At 38.7% G+C, this 17866-nt stretch carries 17 protein-coding genes; 1 reads left to right on the top strand and 16 read right to left on the bottom strand.

Annotated features, from left to right (window positions below):
• Positions 1-252: 252 nt before the first annotated feature.
• From rnr to AC1Q8L_RS21180, 5 genes are all read right to left on the bottom strand, one after another.
• Complete coding sequence (gene rnr, locus AC1Q8L_RS21200) at positions 253-2685, bottom strand: ribonuclease R (RefSeq protein WP_000391341.1); 2433 nt, start codon at positions 2683-2685, stop codon at positions 253-255.
• A gap of 142 nt (positions 2686-2827) precedes the next feature.
• Positions 2828-3568 carry a carboxylesterase gene (estA, locus tag AC1Q8L_RS21195; RefSeq protein WP_000761986.1) on the bottom strand — a complete coding sequence of 247 codons (741 nt, stop codon included), beginning with the start codon at positions 3566-3568 and terminating at the stop codon, positions 2828-2830.
• A gap of 160 nt (positions 3569-3728) precedes the next feature.
• Positions 3729-3962: a preprotein translocase subunit SecG gene (secG, locus tag AC1Q8L_RS21190; protein ID WP_000557266.1), complete on the bottom strand. Its 234-nt coding sequence runs from the start codon at positions 3960-3962 to the stop codon at positions 3729-3731.
• A 94-nt stretch (positions 3963-4056) separates the two neighbouring features.
• Positions 4057-4749: an LrgB family protein gene (locus AC1Q8L_RS21185; RefSeq protein WP_000078309.1), complete on the bottom strand. Its 693-nt coding sequence runs from the start codon at positions 4747-4749 to the stop codon at positions 4057-4059.
• Positions 4746-5114, bottom strand: coding sequence for a CidA/LrgA family holin-like protein (locus AC1Q8L_RS21180; RefSeq protein WP_000673222.1), 369 nt, complete (start codon positions 5112-5114; stop codon positions 4746-4748). Before AC1Q8L_RS21180 ends, AC1Q8L_RS21185 begins: the two co-directional genes overlap by 4 nt.
• A gap of 349 nt (positions 5115-5463) precedes the next feature.
• On the opposite strand from AC1Q8L_RS21180, the gene AC1Q8L_RS21175 reads away from it, so the two are divergent.
• The gene (locus AC1Q8L_RS21175; RefSeq protein WP_001125070.1) at positions 5464-6414 is read left to right on the top strand and encodes a nucleoside hydrolase; all 951 of its coding nucleotides are present in this window, start codon (positions 5464-5466) and stop codon (positions 6412-6414) included.
• Between the two features lie 51 nt (positions 6415-6465).
• Here the strand turns inward: AC1Q8L_RS21175 and eno are convergent, their stop codons facing one another.
• From eno to AC1Q8L_RS21120, 11 genes are all read right to left on the bottom strand, one after another.
• Complete coding sequence (gene eno / locus AC1Q8L_RS21170; RefSeq protein WP_000103951.1) at positions 6466-7761, bottom strand: phosphopyruvate hydratase; 1296 nt, start codon at positions 7759-7761, stop codon at positions 6466-6468.
• A gap of 30 nt (positions 7762-7791) precedes the next feature.
• The gene (gene gpmI / locus AC1Q8L_RS21165) at positions 7792-9321 is read right to left on the bottom strand and encodes a 2,3-bisphosphoglycerate-independent phosphoglycerate mutase (RefSeq protein WP_001231158.1); all 1530 of its coding nucleotides are present in this window, start codon (positions 9319-9321) and stop codon (positions 7792-7794) included.
• Entirely contained in the window at positions 9318-10073 is a 756-nt protein-coding gene (tpiA, locus tag AC1Q8L_RS21160; protein WP_001231040.1) for a triose-phosphate isomerase, read from the bottom strand. Before tpiA ends, gpmI begins: the two co-directional genes overlap by 4 nt.
• A 32-nt stretch (positions 10074-10105) precedes the next feature.
• The gene (locus AC1Q8L_RS21155) at positions 10106-11290 is read right to left on the bottom strand and encodes a phosphoglycerate kinase (protein WP_001036331.1); all 1185 of its coding nucleotides are present in this window, start codon (positions 11288-11290) and stop codon (positions 10106-10108) included.
• A 139-nt stretch (positions 11291-11429) separates the two neighbouring features.
• A complete protein-coding gene (gene gap / locus AC1Q8L_RS21150; protein ID WP_000161234.1) occupies positions 11430-12434 on the bottom strand; it encodes a type I glyceraldehyde-3-phosphate dehydrogenase in 1005 nt (334 codons plus the stop codon).
• A 26-nt stretch (positions 12435-12460) separates the two neighbouring features.
• Positions 12461-13489 carry a gapA transcriptional regulator CggR gene (gene cggR, locus AC1Q8L_RS21145; protein ID WP_001258185.1) on the bottom strand — a complete coding sequence of 343 codons (1029 nt, stop codon included), beginning with the start codon at positions 13487-13489 and terminating at the stop codon, positions 12461-12463.
• A gap of 136 nt (positions 13490-13625) precedes the next feature.
• Entirely contained in the window at positions 13626-13871 is a 246-nt protein-coding gene (locus tag AC1Q8L_RS21140; RefSeq protein WP_000869730.1) for a glutaredoxin family protein, read from the bottom strand.
• 9 nt (positions 13872-13880) lie between these two features.
• Entirely contained in the window at positions 13881-15188 is a 1308-nt protein-coding gene (gene rpoN, locus AC1Q8L_RS21135; protein WP_000647956.1) for an RNA polymerase factor sigma-54, read from the bottom strand.
• Between the two features lie 301 nt (positions 15189-15489).
• Positions 15490-15687, bottom strand: a complete 198-nt coding sequence (locus tag AC1Q8L_RS21130) for a hypothetical protein (RefSeq protein WP_000505575.1) — start codon at positions 15685-15687, stop codon at positions 15490-15492.
• A gap of 19 nt (positions 15688-15706) precedes the next feature.
• Positions 15707-16927: an ABC transporter permease gene (locus tag AC1Q8L_RS21125; protein ID WP_001243602.1), complete on the bottom strand. Its 1221-nt coding sequence runs from the start codon at positions 16925-16927 to the stop codon at positions 15707-15709.
• Between the two features lie 3 nt (positions 16928-16930).
• Positions 16931-17815 carry an ABC transporter ATP-binding protein gene (locus AC1Q8L_RS21120; RefSeq protein WP_000863494.1) on the bottom strand — a complete coding sequence of 295 codons (885 nt, stop codon included), beginning with the start codon at positions 17813-17815 and terminating at the stop codon, positions 16931-16933.
• Positions 17816-17866 lie beyond the last annotated feature (51 nt).

The following is a 17866-nucleotide window of genomic DNA, read 5'->3' as shown; positions in this document are numbered from 1 at the left end:
AGGGAGTGAAATGGCCAACAGATTCTAGCCACTGTAGCTGGATTATACAAAAAGCGAAAGTGGCTCGTTCAGAATGTGAGGTGGATGGAGCTTCTGACCTTGAGGCGCTCTTTGCCTCTCGGGAAGAAGTGAAGCCGCCGAACATTCTAGCCACTGTAGCTGGATTCCATAAAAACCGAAAGTGGCTCGCTCTCAAGCCACCAAGAAAAAAGAAAAAGCCCCGCTTTTCATCAAAGCGAAGCCATCCTTTTCTTACTTACGCTTTTTCTTTTTCTTCTTGAATCCTGGTACGTTTTCGAAAAATCCTTTTTTCTTCTTGCCGTTACCATCTTTTTTCCCTGGCTGACTTGCGGATGTGGATGTGGATGCAGATGCGGATCCTCTTCCTTTTCCTTTGCCACCACGGTCAAATTTTCTACCTGTGCCACGTTCACCGCCGCGCTCATTACTGCGCTCGCTACGTCCACCGCGTTTCTTTCTGCCTGTTCTTGGCTGCTCGATAACGACTGGACGATCTTTGAACTTACGGCGAGGTGTACCTTTCATGCCAACGATTTCAAAGTCGATTGCACGCTCGTCTTTGTTTACGTTAATAACGCGAATTGTAATTTCGTCACCGATGCGGAATACGTTTCCTGTACGTTCTCCGATCATAGCGAAATGTTGCTCGTCATAACGGTAGTAATCATCCGTTAAATAACTAACATGTACAAGACCTTCAATTGTATTTGGAAGCTCTACGAATAAACCGAAGTTTGTTACAGAGCTAATCATACCGTCATACTCTTCACCGATCTTATCAACCATATACTCTGCTTTTTTCATCTCATCTGTTTCACGCTCTGCTTCAACAGCACGGCGTTCCATATTAGAAGAGTGCTCTGCAATCTCAGGTAATTTTTCACGCCATTTTGCTTGCGTTTCATTGTCGACTTTACCATTAATAATGTATTCACGAATTAATCTATGAACAATTGTATCTGGGTAACGACGAATTGGTGATGTGAAATGTGTGTAGAACTCAGTTGATAAACCGAAATGTCCTAAACTATCCGCATCGTAACGAGCTTGCTTCATAGAACGAAGCATAACTGTTGAAATAACTACTTCTTCTGGCTGTCCTTGAACCATTTCAAGAATTTGTTGCAGCGCACGAGGGTGCACTTCATTCGCACGTCCTTTTACCGCATATCCGAAGTTCGTTACAAACTCGAAGAAACGCTCAAGCTTATCTTCTTTCGGATCTTCATGGACACGGTACATAAACGGTACGTTCATCCAGTGGAAGTGCTCTGCTACTGTTTCATTCGCAACAAGCATAAATTCTTCAATTAACTTCTCTGATACAGAGCGATCGCGCATGACAACATCAGTCGGTTTTCCTTCTTCATCTACTAATACTTTCGCTTCTTTAAAGTCAAAGTCAATTGCACCACGGCGCATACGTTTTTCACGTAGAATTTGTGCCAATTGCCCCATCTCTTTAAACATCGGTACTAATGGCTCATAACGCTTAATTAACTCTTCGTCCTCATCTTCTAAAATGCTTCTTACGTCAGCATACGTCATACGCTCTGTCGTTTTAATCACACTTTGGAAAATCTCGTGTTTAACAACATCACCTAAGTTGTTGATTTCCATTTCACAAGATAATGTCAGACGGTCTACTTTCGGATTTAATGAGCAAATACCGTTAGATAGACGATGTGGAATCATCGGAATTACACGGTCAACAAGATACACACTTGTCGCTCTTTCCGCTGCTTCTACATCAATTGGAGAACCTTCTTGAACGTAATGACTTACATCCGCAATGTGAACGCCTAGCTTGTAATTGCCGTTCTCAAGCTTCGTTACTGTAACAGCGTCATCTAAATCTTTCGCATCTGCACCATCAATCGTTACGATCATTTGATTACGTAAATCACGGCGATCTTTTAAATCTTCTTCTGAAATCGTTTCTGGTACACTGTTTGCATGCTCCATCACTTCTTCAGGGAATGCTAAAGGTAAATGATGTTTATGAATGACAGATAAAATATCTACTCCTGGATCATTTTTATGACCTAGAATTTGAATAACTTCACCTTCTGCACTTAAACGGTTTTCTGGGTAGCTCGTAATTTTCACAACTACTTTATGACCTTCTACAGCACCCATTGATGCACTTTTCAAGATAAAGATATCACTCGTCCAGCGCTTATTGTCAGGTATAACAAAGCCAAAGTTTTTCGATTCTGTATATGTACCAACAAGTTCTTTCGTTCCACGCTCTAAAATGCGTACAATTGAACCTTCTTGACGTGAACCGCTCGATTGAGAACTAAGTCGTGCTAATACTGTATCGCCATGAAGTGCACCATTTAATTCTGTAGGAGGGATGAAAAGATCATCGTCTCCCGTTTTCTTCTCGTCTGGTACAACGAATGCAAAACCACGTGCATGTCCAATTAACTTACCTCTTACTAAATTCATCTTTTCAGGAAGACCGTAACGGTTGCTACGTGTACGAATAACAAGTCCCTTCTCTTCCATCATTACAAGTGCCTTTACAAAATCTTTAAAGCCCTCAGAACCTTCAATTCCAAATGCCTCTTCTAACTCTTGTATCGTTAGCGGTTTATACGCTTCTTCTCTCATAAATAATAACAACTTATCAATATGTTCTTGTGTAATTTCTTCCAAGCAAAAATACCTCCTTTAAAACCTTATATTATTTAGTGTATCCGAAAGATAGGGGATGTATAAAGCGAAACTTCAATACTCCCCTTATGATTTTTACAGTTTTCACAAAAAATTCCTTATGAAAAAAAGAGGCAACTAGATCTTACCAATCTAGTTGCTCCAAGAAGTTATATACATCCTCATGTAGCTCGTCACGTTGTTTATCAAGTGTAATGACATGCGTAGAGTCTTCATACCATTTAATGTCTTTTAATGTAGATTCTACACCGTTATAAATAATGTTAGCACTATCTGTATTAATCATTTCGTCATGACGTGCTTGTACAACAAATGTTGGTGCATAAATCATATCCACATTGTTACGTACGTCAGCAATTAATTGTTGTAATGCTTTTAATGTATTCATCGGTGTCTTTTGGAATTCCAACATTTCTTGTTCAATTTGTTCTGGTGATTTTTGCTCACGTTTTTTATATTCGCGGGCATATGCCAATATACCTTGGTACATCGTTTCTTCGCTCTTAATATACATCGGTGCACACATTGGTACTACACCTAAAACCGGTACTGTATAACCTAATTTTAAAGAAAATACGCCGCCAAGTGACAATCCAACAACAGCAATTTTCTCAAAACCTTTATCTTTTAAAAGCTGATATGCCTCCGTTACATCTTGCCACCAATCTGTAGGGCCTGTATGAACAAGCTCTTCTGGTGGTACACCGTGCCCTTTATAAATTGGCGCATGACAAGTATAGCCTTTCTTTTCTAAGAAACGCCCTAACATACGTACATCAGCTGAGTTCCCTGTGAATCCATGTAGTAATAAAACAGCGCGGTCTCCACCCTCAAATGTAAATGGTTTCGGAGATGCTAATTTCATCATGTACTTCTCCTCTTTCTCTTCTGTAATCTAGTCGTATTCTTTCTATATCTAGTGTACCATATTTACATTTCTATAATCTAATTAGAAACATCTTTCAAATGGCAAAACAAAAAAGAAGAACCATTAGTACATCTTACTAACGCTTCTTCTTTCAATTCTATAAGTTTAAGTACGTAACAGCAATTGTTAATACAAAGAACAATACAGCTAAAACAATTGTAATACGGTTTAATACTGCTTCAATTCCACGTGCTTTTTGCTTACCAAATAATTGCTCTGCACCGCCTGAAATTGCACCTGAAAGGCCTGAGCTATTACTAGACTGCATAAGTACCATAACAATCATTAAAATCGATACAGTAATAAGTAAAACGGATAATAACGTATGCACTTGGCGTACCTCCTACAAAGATTCAGTTATTGTAACTGTAGCATAAATCCTATAGAAAAGCGAGAGCTATAGAGTCGCTCTCGCTTTTCTTCTATTACATAAACATCATTGCAAATAACGGTCCAAGTAAACATGTCAAAATTGCTGTTAATGTCATTGTTACCGATCCAATAACACCTTCATGTTCGTTATTTTTCATCGCTCTCATAACACCCATAATATGAGAAGCACATCCAAATCCGATACCTTTACCAACTGAGTTTGTAACACGGCTCCATTTTAATAAGAGAGGTCCTGTAATTGTTCCAGTAATACCTGCGATAACAACGAAAGCTGCTGTTAAGGAAGGTACACCACCAACTTGTTCAGAAACGCTCATCGCAACTGGCATTGTCACCGATTTTGGTAAAGACGATAAGATTAAGCTTTTATCTGTTCCCATAAGTGAAGCAATGGCAAAATCACTAGCGATTGCGACTGTTGTACCTACTAATACCCCGCCAGCAATCGGTACAACATATTTTTGCAGAACATGACGTTGTTTATAAAGAGGAATTGCAAATGCTACAACACCGGGTCCAAGTAGCTTTGCAATCCAGCCACCACCACTTTCCATATAATGTTGATATGGTATATCAAGCACGATAAATAAGAAAGCCATTAATCCAGTTGCTACAAGCATTGGAATGGTGAATGGTGTTGGAAATAATTTATAGATTTTTTTAGATAATTGATATAATAGCACCGTAAAAAGAACCCAACCGACTCCGATTAATATTTGGCTCATCGCGACTCTCTTTCCTTCCTATTCGCAAGATATTGTCCTGTATGTCCTGCGACAATAATAATTAAAAACGTACTCGCTACAACTGTAATGAAAAGAGAAATTCCTTTACTCATAAAAAAAGCACCGTAATTCATTAGGCCAAGCGTTGGCGGAATTAATAAAAACGGCATAATAGCAACGAGTGTTTCTGCTCCTAAATCGAACCATTTCACTGGAAGAACTTTTAGGCTAAGTAAAACAAGTAAGAGGAACATCCCAATCAAACTTCCTGGAATCGGAATGTTTAACATTTCTTGCACCCAAGTTCCAACCATATAAAACACGTAAAGAGCAGCAATTTGGACAAGAATCTTTGTAAATTTCATGTTCATCATCCCTCATGTTTATACGATCTTCTGTTAATATCTTTATCATAGTATAAATTGTAAAAAGCTGCAATTTATCAACTTGACAGCAAAAACAGCCTATGTTATACGCTTACAACCTTGATATGACTGCATTTTCAAATGAAAATTACGTCAAAAACCTTGACCTAATATAAAAAGTTTTTATTTTCTGAATTTAAAAGACTATTATTTCAATAAAATAATCTTTTTATCCTTAAACTTACATATATATAAAGTGAAACTTTAATCATTGAGGGTTTCCTCATCCCCATTGATCATTCCTCACCAAGCGGGTTTGTACGGGATAAACAAGATAGGTGGTGAACATATGCCCAAAAAAGTTCTCATTTTTTGTGATCCTGGGATTGATGATACGATGGCTCTCCTCTTAGCATTCTTTATCAATGAAATAGAAATCGTCGGTATCGTTGCTGATTACGGCAATGTTCCAAAAAAAATGGCCGTAGAAAATGCTCATTTTCTTACAAGCGAAGTAAAAGATAGGAATATCAAAATATTTGGTGGGTCAGAACGTCCCCTTACTGGTGCCCCTCCTACTTTTTTTACAGATGTACATGGGAAACAGGGGCTCGGGCCAATTATTCCAAAGGTGAATGTAACTAACGGAGAAATGGAGAATTTTTTTGAAGTTATTCCTCTTATTGAACAGTATAAAGATGAATTAATTATTGTGAGTTTAGGAAGACTTACCTCCCTAGCAATTTTATTCATCGTATGTAAACAGTTAATGAAGCAAGTTAAATCTTACTACGTAATGGGCGGTGCCTTTTTACATCCTGGTAATGTTACCCCTATTTCCGAAGCAAACTTTTATGGCGATCCTACTGCTGCTAATATAGTCCTTCAATCTACAGCTAACATGTACATATACCCATTAAACGTTACCCAATATTCCGTCATTACACCAGAAATGGCAGAGTATATTGAAGCAAAAGGAAAAGCCCCACTTCTCAAACCTTTATTCGATCATTATTACTACGGATATTATAAAGACGCCCTACCACATTTAAAAGGCAGCCCCTTCCATGACACAATGCCAATACTCGCTTTACTTGATAACTCTATGTTTACCTATCACAAATCACCTATCGTTGTCATGACAGAATCTTATGCGCAGGGGGCAAGCATTGGAGAATTTCGCTCTTTAGGAGAACCTAAACCATTTATTGATTGGCCGAGTCATCAAATAGCAATTGATTTTGATTATAACCGCTTCTTCAAACATTTCATGTCACTTATGACAGGTGAACAATTTTAACATAAAAAAACAGACCGTGATTTCTCACGGTCTGTCGCTTATTTTCTACAATTATCGTTTGATGTTATAGAAAGATTTGATACCATCGTAAACAGCGATTTCGCCTAGTTCGTCTTCGATGCGTAATAATTGGTTGTACTTAGCAATACGGTCAGTACGGCTCATAGAACCAGTTTTGATTTGGCCAGCGTTAGTTGCAACTGCGATGTCAGCGATTGTAGCATCTTCAGTTTCACCAGAACGGTGAGATACAACTGCTGTGTAACCAGCACGTTTAGCCATTTCGATAGCTTCGAAAGTCTCAGTTAAAGTACCGATTTGGTTAACTTTAATTAAGATTGAGTTAGAAATACCTTTTTCGATACCTTCAGCAAGTTTTTGAGTGTTAGTTACGAATAAATCGTCACCAACTAATTGTACTTTATCACCGATACGCTCAGTTAATAATTTGTGACCATCCCAGTCGTTTTCGTCTAAACCATCTTCGATAGAGATGATTGGGAAGTCTTTGCAAAGCTCTTCGTAGAAATCAACCATTTCTGCAGAAGTTAAGCCAGTACGGCCTTCGCCTGCAAGGTCATATTTACCAGTTTCTTTGTTGTAGAACTCAGAAGAAGCAACGTCCATTCCTAAGAATACGTTCTCGCCAGCTTTGTAACCAGCTTTTTCGATAGCTTCGATGATTACTTCTAGAGCTTCACGGTTAGAACCAAGGTTTGGAGCGAATCCACCTTCGTCACCTACTGCAGTGTTAAGACCTTTGTCATGTAATACAGCTTTAAGTGCATGGAATACTTCAGCACCCATACGGATTGATTCTTTGAATGTTGGAGCACCAACTGGTAAGATCATGAACTCTTGGAAGTCAACGTTGTTATCAGCGTGAGAACCACCGTTGATGATGTTCATCATTGGAGTTGGTAATTGTTTTGCATTGAATCCACCAAGGTAACGGTATAATGGAAGACCTACGAAGTCAGCTGCTGCGTGAGCTACTGCCATAGATACACCAAGGATAGCGTTAGCGCCTAGTTTACCTTTGTTTGGAGTGCCATCTAATTCGATCATAGCACGGTCGATACCAGCTTGGTCAGTTACATCGAAACCAGCGATTTCTGGAGCGATAATTTCGTTAACGTTGTTTACTGCGTTAACAACACCTTTACCAAGGTAACGAGATTTGTCACCGTCACGTAATTCTACTGCTTCGTGCTCACCAGTAGATGCACCACTTGGTACGATAGCGCGTCCGAAAGCGCCGCTTTCTGTGTAAACTTCTACTTCTACAGTTGGGTTACCACGAGAGTCAAGGACTTCGCGAGCATAAACATCAATAATTGTTGACATAATAAATTCTCTCCTTTTTATATAAGCAAATTATTTAATAATTGTTTTACCTGTCATTTCTTTCGGTTGTTCCACATTTAAAAGTGTAAGCATTGTTGGAGCGATATCTCCTAAAATACCACCTTCACGAAGCTCTACATCATTTTTTGTAACGATGAAAGGAACCGGGTTAGTTGTATGAGCTGTCATAGGACCGCCATCAGCAGTTAACTCCTGATCAGCATTACCATGGTCAGCAGTAATAAGTGCTACACCATCTTTTGCAAGAATCGCTTCTACAACTTTTCCTAAACATTCGTCAGTTGCTTCTACTGCTTTAATTGTTGGTTCCATCATCCCAGAATGGCCAACCATATCACAGTTCGCAAAGTTAAGAATGATAACATCATGTTTATCATTTTCGATTTCATTTACTAAAGCGTCCGTTACTTCGTAAATGCTCATTTCAGGTTTCAAGTCATACGTTGCAACCTTTGGTGAGTTAATTAAGATACGCTCTTCTCCTGGGAATTCAGCCTCACGACCACCGCTAAAGAAGAATGTAACGTGCGGATACTTTTCAGTTTCCGCGATGCGAAGTTGCTTTAATCCCGCTTGCGCAACAACTTCACCTAAAGTGTTATCAAGGTTCATTGGCTTGAATGCCACGTAACCATCTACAGTTTCACTGAAGTGTGTCATACATACGAATTCTGGAATGTGAGGTACTTTTTCACCACGATCGAACTCACGGAAGTCTTCGTTTGTAAATACACGAGCAATTTGAATTGCACGGTCTGGACGGAAGTTATAGAAGATAACTGCATCATCATCATTGATTGTTGCAACTGGCGTATTATCTTCGTTAACAATTACAGACGGCAATACGAATTCATCATAGATACCGTTCGCATAAGAGTCTTCTACACACTCTTCTGCTGATTTATAAGTAGGGCCTTCACCATTCACCATAGCACTGTAACATTTTTCTACGCGATCCCAACGCTTGTCACGGTCCATAGAGTAATAACGACCAGAGATAGTCGCGAATTGTCCTACTCCTGTTTCTTTAATTACTTCATTCGTTGCATCGATATAACCTTTTGCTGTTTGTGGTCCAACATCGCGGCCGTCTAAGAATGCATGGATATAAACTTTCTCCACGCCTTCTTTTGCTGCTAAGCGAAGAAGAGCAAACATATGGTTCATGTGACTGTGCACACCACCGTCAGAAAGTAAACCGAATAAATGAAGTGCAGTACCTTTTTCTTTTACGCTTTTAATTGCATTTTGGAAAGTTTCGTTCTTATCGAACTCACCTTCACGAATTGCAACGTTAACGCGTGTTAAGCTTTGATATACTACGCGGCCAGCACCGATATTTAAGTGACCAACCTCAGAGTTACCCATTTGACCTTCTGGAAGACCTACCGCCTCGCCACAAGCTGTAAGCGTTGTATGAGGGAATTTGTTCCAGTAACCATCAAAATTAGGTTTCTTAGCTTGTGCTACAGCATTCCCGTAAGTTTCTTCACGAAGTCCGAAACCGTCAAGAATGATTAAAGCTGTTGGCTTTCTCATTTTACCGCCCCCAGAAGACCTAAGAACGAAGCAGGCTCTAAGCTAGCACCGCCAACTAAAGCGCCGTCGATGTCAGATTGTGCCATATACTCTTTAATGTTTTCTGGTTTTACGCTACCGCCGTATTGGATACGAACAGCTTCTGCAGCTTCTGGAGAAACAGCTTCTGCAACAACTTTACGGATGTGCGCACATACTTCGTTTGCATCTGCAGAAGAAGAAGATTTACCTGTACCGATAGCCCAGATTGGCTCATAAGCGATAACAGTTGCTCTAACTTGCTCTTCTGTTAAACCTGCAAGTGCTTTTGTCACTTGACCTGCTACTAGATCAAATGTTTTTCCGCTTTCGCGCTCTTCTAAAGTCTCACCACAACATACGATTGGTGTTAAACCATGTTCAAATGCTGCGATAGTCTTTTTGTTTACTGATTCGTCTGTTTCAGCAAACATTTCACGACGCTCAGAGTGGCCAAGTACTACATAGCCAACTTTTAAGTCGCTAAGTGCTACTGGGCTAATTTCGCCAGTGAATGCACCATTTTTTTCGAAGTGCATGTTTTGTGCACCTACTTGTAAGTCAGTTCCTTCAGTTGCTGCTACAAGGCGCTCTAAGAATAGAGCTGGAGAGCAAACTACTGCATCAACAGCTGAAGCTGCTGGGATTTGACCTTTAACTTCCTCTACGAAGCTAACTGCTTCAGATAGAGTTTTATTCATTTTCCAGTTACCTGCGATAATTGGTTTACGCATGCTTTGCACCGTCCTTTTTCTTTGGCTGCTACTTATTTGTCGTTAAGACAAACTACACCTGGAAGCTCTTTACCTTCCATGAATTCTAATGACGCACCGCCGCCAGTAGAAATGTGGCTCATTTTATCAGCCATACCGAATTTTTCAACAGCTGCTGCAGAGTCACCACCGCCGATAACAGAGTATGTATCTTCTGCATCTGCTAATGCTTGTCCTACTGCTTTTGTACCTTCTGCGAATGGAGTCATTTCGAATACACCCATTGGTCCATTCCATACAACAAGCTTAGAATTTTTAATTACATCTGCATAAATTTCACGTGTTTTAGGACCGATGTCCACGCCTTCCCAGTTAGAAGGGATAGAGTCGATACCAACAATTTTAGTTGTTGCAGTTTCAGAGAATTCCTCAGTGATTACAACATCAACTGGCATGTAGAAGTTTACGCCTTTTTCTTTTGCAAGTTGCATAAATTCTTTAGCTAGTTCAATCTTGTCGTCTTCACATAGAGATAGACCAATTTCATGACCTAAAGCTTTAACAAATGTGTAAGCAAGTCCGCCACCGATGATTAAGTTATCTACTTTGTCTAATAGATGACGAATTACACCGATTTTATCTTTTACTTTCGCACCACCGATGATAGCTGTAAATGGACGTTCTGGGTTAGAAAGTGCTTTACCAAGTACATCTAACTCTTTTTCCATTAATAGACCAGATACTGCTGGTAGGTAGTCTGCGATACCTGCTGTAGAAGCATGAGCACGGTGAGCTGCACCGAATGCATCGTTTACGAAGATGTCAGCAAGTGCTGCAAATTCTTTCGCAAGTTCTGCATCGTTCTTTTCTTCGCCCGCATAGAAACGTACGTTTTCAAGAACTAATACGTCGCCTTCGTTCATTGCTGCAACCATTTCTTGTGCAACTGGTCCGAATGCTTCGTCCGCTTTTTTAACATCTTTACCAAGAAGCTCGCCTAAACGTGCTGCTACTGGAGTAAGACGTAATTCTTCTACTGCTTGACCTTTTGGACGGCCTAAGTGGCTTGCTAAAATAACTTTCGCACCTTGCTCTACTAAATATTGAATTGTAGGAAGAGCTGCACGGATACGAGTTTCATCTGTAATTTTGCCTTCTTTCATAGGTACGTTGAAATCAACGCGGCAAAATACACGCTTACCTTTTAAATCTACGTCACGAATTGATTTTTTGTTCATTGGATTTCCCTCCGACTACTAGTTAGGATTGACAAAACCCATTCAAAAGCTTAACACATTTGCTTTTAAAACGAAAGAAGAGAGAGAGGGAACAAACCCTCTCCCTCGTTTTGTCATTGATAACTTATATAATTAAGAATTAAAGACCTTTTGAAGTCATGTAAGCTGCTAAGTCTACTACGCGGTTAGAGTAACCAGTTTCGTTATCGTACCAAGAAAGTACTTTAACCATGTTACCTTCCATTACCATTGTAGATAATGCATCGATTGTAGAAGAAGCTGTACATCCGTTATAGTCGATAGATACTAATGGCTCTTCGCTGTATCCAAGGATACCTTTTAATTCGCCTTCAGCTGCTGCTTTGAATGCTGCGTTTACATCTTCAACTGTTACTTCTTTGTCAAGTTCAACAACTAAGTCAACAAGAGAAACGTTAGCAGTTGGAACACGTACAGCGCCACCGTTTAATTTACCTTTAAGTTCTGGTAATACTAATGCTACAGCTTTAGCTGCACCAGTAGATGTTGGGATCATGTTTTCAGCTGCTGCACGAGCACGACGTAAATCTTTGTGTGGTAAGTCTAAGATTTGTTGGTCGTTAGTGTAAGAGTGAATTGTTGTCATCATTCCGCGTTTTACGCCGAATTTTTCGTTTAATACTTTAGCGAATGGAGCTAGACAGTTTGTAGTACAAGAAGCGTTAGATACTACGTTGTGGTTAGCTGCATCGTATTGTTCATGGTTAACACCCATAACTACAGTGATATCTTCGTCAGAAGCTGGAGCTGAGATGATAACTTTCTTAACTGATCCACCTAAGTGTTTTTCAGCGTCTGATTTTTTAGTGAAACGGCCAGTAGATTCTACTACTACTTCTACTCCGTAGTCGCTCCATGGTAATTGAGCTGGGTCACGCTCAGCGATAACTTTAATTTCTTTACCGTTAACAACGATGCTGTTTTCGTTAGCAGATACTTCTGCATTTAAAGTTCCGTGAACTGTGTCATATTTTAAAAGGTGAGCTAATGTTTTAGCATCTGTTAAGTCGTTGATTGCTACTACTTCTACCTCAGAGTTGTTAAGAGCTGCGCGGAATACGTTACGTCCGATACGTCCAAATCCATTAATACCAATTTTAGTCATTTGAATTTCCTCCTTGGGGGATTATATTAAAGGGTAAAACCCTTTGTTAATTGTTTTGCTGCACCTTCATCTGTAATTAGAATTGAAGTGTGCCCTTGCTTTATTACAGCCTGTATTGCTTTTGCCTTTGAAGAACCTCCAGCGACTGCAACAACGTGAGATACATTTTGTAAATCCTCAAGTTGCATACCAACTGTTCTTACTTTATGAACAACATTTCCTTCTTCATTAAAGTAGTAACCGAAAGCTTCGCCAACTGCTTCGCTTGCCTGAATCTTTAACCAATCTGCTTCTGAAGTACTTCTGCGACGTGCCATTGTTAACGCATCACCTATTCCATGAATGACGATATTGGAAGATCGAATCAACTCAAGAACTTCTTTCACGGAAGGCTCTGTCACAATAGACGCATATGCTTCGCTACTAACATGGTCTGGAACATACAATAAGCGATAATTACTCATCGTATTTTGCGCCATCTTGGCACAAATGGTATTGGCTTCTAATTCAACACCTTCTCCAATTCCACCACGTGCTGGGACAAATAGCATATGTAAATCTTTGCAATCAAGTTGCATCATGTCCGCAGCAGCAGCTAGCGTAGTTCCTCCAGCCACAGCAACGATATTATTCGCTGTCAGACGGTCTTTTATACAAGTCACACAAGCACGGCCCATCTCCAGTTTGACCCAAGGTGATTCATCACTATCACCAGGGACAACGAAAACTTCATCCAAGTCTAATGTTTCCTTAAGTTGCTTTTCTAAAACCTTTAACCCGGAAATTTCTTTCATAAAGTCTTCCAAAGCAAGAACTAAAGCTGTTCCTTCTTCTGTCAAAGTCATTCCAGAAGAAGCGACGTGAACTAAGTTTTGTTCTTTCAAAACTTGAACTTCACTTCGCAATACTCGTTCTGTCATACCGAGGCTTGCTGATAAGTTTCTTCTTCCAATCGGCTGCATGAGCCTAATGTATTGAAGAATTTGCATTCTCGTTTGCATAACAGGTAGCAGATCAGGTAATAATTTTTTTGTGTTCTGAATCCATGAGCGCATATCTTTTCTCCTCACTACATTGGTTCATTTTTCCTTAGTGGTCACTTTACGTCCCGTAGTGACATTTTGTGTCCCACATAGGTTAAAAAAATAATCCCTGCTACGTGTATTATTGTAACAGGAGATAGAAACTTATTCAACTCTTAACTGCATTCTTTATATAGTTTATTATGACACCTTTGTGAATGTTACCATATTCTACTTGTTTTCCGTCCATTTCTACAACCGGAATCATTAAGTGATATTTTTCTAAAAGGTCATTATCTTCATATATATCTATTTCCTCGATTTGAAAAGAATATTCACATTGTACTTCCTGTAAAACTTGTTTCGCCTTCACGCAAAGGCCACAATCTTTTTTAGTATACAGTACAACTTTCATCTTCTTCACCTATCCGATCGTTTTTCGTAATGACGAAGCTGGGATATGCATTTGTTCTCTATACTTCGCCACTGTTCTTCGAGAAATAACAATTTCATGCTCTTCTTCTAATAATTTTGAAATCTTTTGATCTGAAAGTGGCTTTTTCTTATCCTCTGCCCCAATTAGCGTTTGAATAAATTGTTTTACACGTTTTGTAGAAACTGCTTCATCTTCAGTCGTCGAAACGGCATTGCTAAAGAACGATTTCATCTCAAATAAACCGTGTGGTGTTTGCACATATTTATTTCGCGTCGCACGACTAATTGTTGATTCATGCACACTTAACTCTTCCGCTACCTCTTTTAAAGCGAGAGGTCTTAAATACTCTGGACCTTTCCAGAAGAAATCACGTTGTTTTTCCATAATAATATTCATCACTTGCAGCAGCGTCTGTTTTCTCTGCTTCAAACTGCGCATAATCCACTGCACATGCTGATACTTTTCTGATACGTAAGATGCTACTTCACTTTCACTATTATTAAGAAGCGCACTATATTCAGAATGAATTTCAATTCTCGGCATATTTCTCTCATTCATTTGTAAAACGAGGCGATTGCCATCTTTTTTCACCGCCATATCAGGCACAATATAAAGTGGTTTATCTGAAGAAAACGCAAGACCTGGTTTTGGTTGTAATGACGTTATACAATTTACCGCACTCTGTAATTCCTCATTACTACATTTCAACACTTGAACGAGCTTTCGCCAATCTTTCTTCACAAAATAAGCGAAATGATCTTCTACAACCTCTTCTGCTAATCCATTCCGTCTTTGTAAGCGCTTCAATTGCAAGGTTAGACATTCCTGAATATTACGCGCCCCTACCCCTGCTGGTTCCAGTGATTGGACAAGCTCTACAGAGCGGTCGACTACATGAATATGCGCAGAAAGGAGCTCTGCTAACTCTTCATTCGTTTCTTGTAAATATCCATTTCCATCCATGTTCATAATAATGAAAGAAGCTACTTTTCGCTCTTCTTCATCTATTTTATAATACTGTATTTGATTTAATAAATGTTGCTGAATCGTTGTAGAATCCACACTGTAGATCTCCATCTGATTCTCGACTTGTTTGCTGGTACTTTTACTGTTGTTAGAGCTCTTTTTCTTCTCCCTCTCAAAACCACCTAACTCAATAAGGGGATTCTCTAACGATTGCTCATACAAAAACTCCGATAATTCTTGTACATTATACTGGAGCATTGTAATCGCTTGCCTTAACTCTTGTGTCATTGCCAAACGTAAGCTTTGTTCTTGTAAAAGACTTGCCTTCAAACTAATCTCCCCCTTGTTTCTATTGTACAATAAGTTTGGTAAAAGGAGAATGCTATCACAGACACCCATTCCAAAATATTATTAATTTATATGTATTAATGAGATTTACAACTTACAACCTAAATTTGAATAATATTGAAAGAAAATAATAAACTCAATTATTTGTTACCACATACTAATAGTAACCCTTAATTTTATATATAACAACATTAAATTTATCTCTGTTCAATTCCAAAATAAAAAGAGCAGTTTAGGTATAGTGACACTTCACTATGCCTAACTACTCTTTTACGATTCTTAATTAAGAAAGAAACCTCTTATTTAAAGCTAAGGAACTTTGATTCCTAATTACATAGGAATCATAGAGATAATCGTTCGATTCACTAGACGCTCCTTGAATTCCTCTCATCTCTTCCACAGACAACTCAACTATTTTTTTCACGCTTCTCTCGTTATTACTATCCATCATTTTTTGTTTTCTTTTCGAAAAAAATCCCATAATTTATTCCCCCCTGCAATTAATTATTTTTTAACAATTGAATGAATTTAAGGCTCTTACCACTTCTTAATACACCTTTCGGATAGACCTTCGCTGCAAACATAGCAATTAAGCTAATGCTAGCCAGTAATACAACCATAGATGTAATAATTTCTAAACTCCCAACGGATCCATTAATAATCCTAACTACCATACTAATTGGAGCTGTAAACGGAACATATGATGTCACCCTTGATACTAGCCCTTCAGGGTTATCAAGTACTACTAATAACTCCACCACTAAGCTTCCCATCAATATAAGAGTAATCGGCATCGTTGTTCCGGATAATTCTTCTGGCCTGCTTACCATAGAACCAAACACTGCGAAAAGTGCCGCATAAACGAAGTAACCGAGAACAAAATATAACAAGAAATATGCAGCATGCTCACCTGTAATCATATTTACATCAATATTCACTCCAAAAAACGAATCCGATACCTTAAAAATTCCAGATTTAATATATAGCGCCATACTAAGGAAGAAAATAAATAACTGTGTCAAACTAGCAAGACCGACTCCTAATATCTTCCCAAAGACCATGTGAACAGGCGACACCTTCGTTACCATCACTTCCATAACACGCGACGCCTTCTCTGACGCTACCGCTGTAGCAATCGCATTTCCATACGAAGTAATTGCTAAGTACATAATCGCTACTAATAAATACACCAGTAAGAACGAGCTTGTTTCTTCGTTATTTAAGTTTTGCTTTTTCGCTTGCACGTTCATCGTCAGTGATTTCACAACCTCTTCTGATAACTGTTGTTTAACTACCGCACTTTGAAAATACTGATTTTGTACAAATACCTGCGCACTTTGAATCAACTTAGGATTATCCACCTTCATAAAGTAATCTAATACTGGTTCAGCACCCGCACCCTCTTTTAATATAAAGAGCGCTTCGACTTTCTTATCTAACAAATGTTGCTTATATTGATTTAATTTTGTTTTATCACCTAAAGACCAATCCCATTCTGGAAGAGCTTTACTAAGATTAGATTGATCCAAAGTAACATTAGGTGCTTCGGAAATAAATACAACTTTTGCTTTTTCTTTCTCTCCAGAAAACTTTTGTACTAAAGTTGGAAAGGAGAATAAGAATATCCCTCCCCCTATTAATAACAATGTCATCCCAATAAATATTTTCGTCCTCACACGATCCCAATACGTTTGCCCTAAAACAATCCAGAAATTCCTCATTACTTATGCACCCGCCTTTTCAACAAAGATTTGATATAAAGAAGGTTCTTTAATAGAAACATCTCGGATATATTGTTTAGTTTTAATGTCTTCAAGCAGCGAAAATGCATCCTCTCCATCATTAACTTTAATCATGAACGTACGATTAACTTTTTCAAAATTGAAATTTTTCTTCTTAAGAATAGGTTCAATATCCCCTTCCGTTTGCAACGTCATATATTTGTATTGATAACTTTTCTTAATATCTGACAAGGCACCCGATAATACAAGTTGACCATTTTTCATAATACAAATTTCCTCACAGAACGTTTCTACACTGTCCATTTGATGACTACAGAAGATAATCGTTTTTCTTTGCGCGATTAACTCGAGCACAACATTTTTTAACATCTCTGCATTTACAGGATCCAAGCCACTAAATGGTTCATCTAGTATGATGAATTCTGGATTATGCAATATCGCTGAAATCAATTGAATTTTTTGTTGATTTCCCTTTGACAATTCCTCTGTTTTCTTCTTTAAATGTGGTGTCATTTCTAATTTTTCTAGCCACTGTAACGCATGCCTTTTTGCAAGATTAGCTGGCATTCCTTCTAACTTGCCGAAATACACCAATTGCTCCACTACATTCATTTTCGGGTATAATCCACGCTCTTCTGGTAAATAGCCAATAGATAGGTCTTTCTTTGAAAAAGGGCGATTATTCCATAGAATTTGGCCGCTATCCGGTTTGATTAAATCTAAGATCATACGAATCGTTGTCGTCTTACCAGCACCATTTCGGCCCAGCATCCCTAAAATTCCACCTTCTTCTACACGTATATTTAAATCATTAACGGCTTTATATTCACCAAATGTTTTATTTAATCCTTGAATTTCAAATGCCATATATAACATCCCCTTTTAGCTTTTTACGAAATAAATAACCGCCATTCCTAA

The organism is Bacillus sp. GW823-FHT06A11 (assembly GCF_058795355.1).
This window is presented reverse-complemented; position numbering and strand designations above follow the sequence as displayed.

Excerpts from the sequence above, each read along its gene's own strand:
- eno (WP_000103951.1), bottom strand. The coding sequence starts at position 7,761 with ATGTCAACAATTATTGATGTTTATGCTCGCGAAGTCCTTGACTCTCGT.
- AC1Q8L_RS21140 (WP_000869730.1), bottom strand. The coding sequence starts at position 13,871 with ATGAAAGTTGTACTGTATACTAAAAAAGATTGTGGCCTTTGCGTGAAG.
- AC1Q8L_RS21175 (WP_001125070.1), top strand. The coding sequence starts at position 5,464 with ATGCCCAAAAAAGTTCTCATTTTTTGTGATCCTGGGATTGATGATACG.
- gap (WP_000161234.1), bottom strand. The coding sequence starts at position 12,434 with ATGACTAAAATTGGTATTAATGGATTTGGACGTATCGGACGTAACGTA.
- gpmI (WP_001231158.1), bottom strand. The coding sequence starts at position 9,321 with ATGAGAAAGCCAACAGCTTTAATCATTCTTGACGGTTTCGGACTTCGT.
- AC1Q8L_RS21180 (WP_000673222.1), bottom strand. The coding sequence starts at position 5,114 with ATGAAATTTACAAAGATTCTTGTCCAAATTGCTGCTCTTTACGTGTTT.
- AC1Q8L_RS21125 (WP_001243602.1), bottom strand. The coding sequence starts at position 16,927 with ATGAGGAATTTCTGGATTGTTTTAGGGCAAACGTATTGGGATCGTGTG.
- AC1Q8L_RS21130 (WP_000505575.1), bottom strand. The coding sequence starts at position 15,687 with ATGGGATTTTTTTCGAAAAGAAAACAAAAAATGATGGATAGTAATAAC.
- AC1Q8L_RS21120 (WP_000863494.1), bottom strand. The coding sequence starts at position 17,815 with ATGGCATTTGAAATTCAAGGATTAAATAAAACATTTGGTGAATATAAA.
- AC1Q8L_RS21155 (WP_001036331.1), bottom strand. The coding sequence starts at position 11,290 with ATGAACAAAAAATCAATTCGTGACGTAGATTTAAAAGGTAAGCGTGTA.
- estA (WP_000761986.1), bottom strand. The coding sequence starts at position 3,568 with ATGAAATTAGCATCTCCGAAACCATTTACATTTGAGGGTGGAGACCGC.
- AC1Q8L_RS21185 (WP_000078309.1), bottom strand. The coding sequence starts at position 4,749 with ATGAGCCAAATATTAATCGGAGTCGGTTGGGTTCTTTTTACGGTGCTA.
- cggR (WP_001258185.1), bottom strand. The coding sequence starts at position 13,489 with ATGCGCTCATGGATTCAGAACACAAAAAAATTATTACCTGATCTGCTA.
- tpiA (WP_001231040.1), bottom strand. The coding sequence starts at position 10,073 with ATGCGTAAACCAATTATCGCAGGTAACTGGAAAATGAATAAAACTCTA.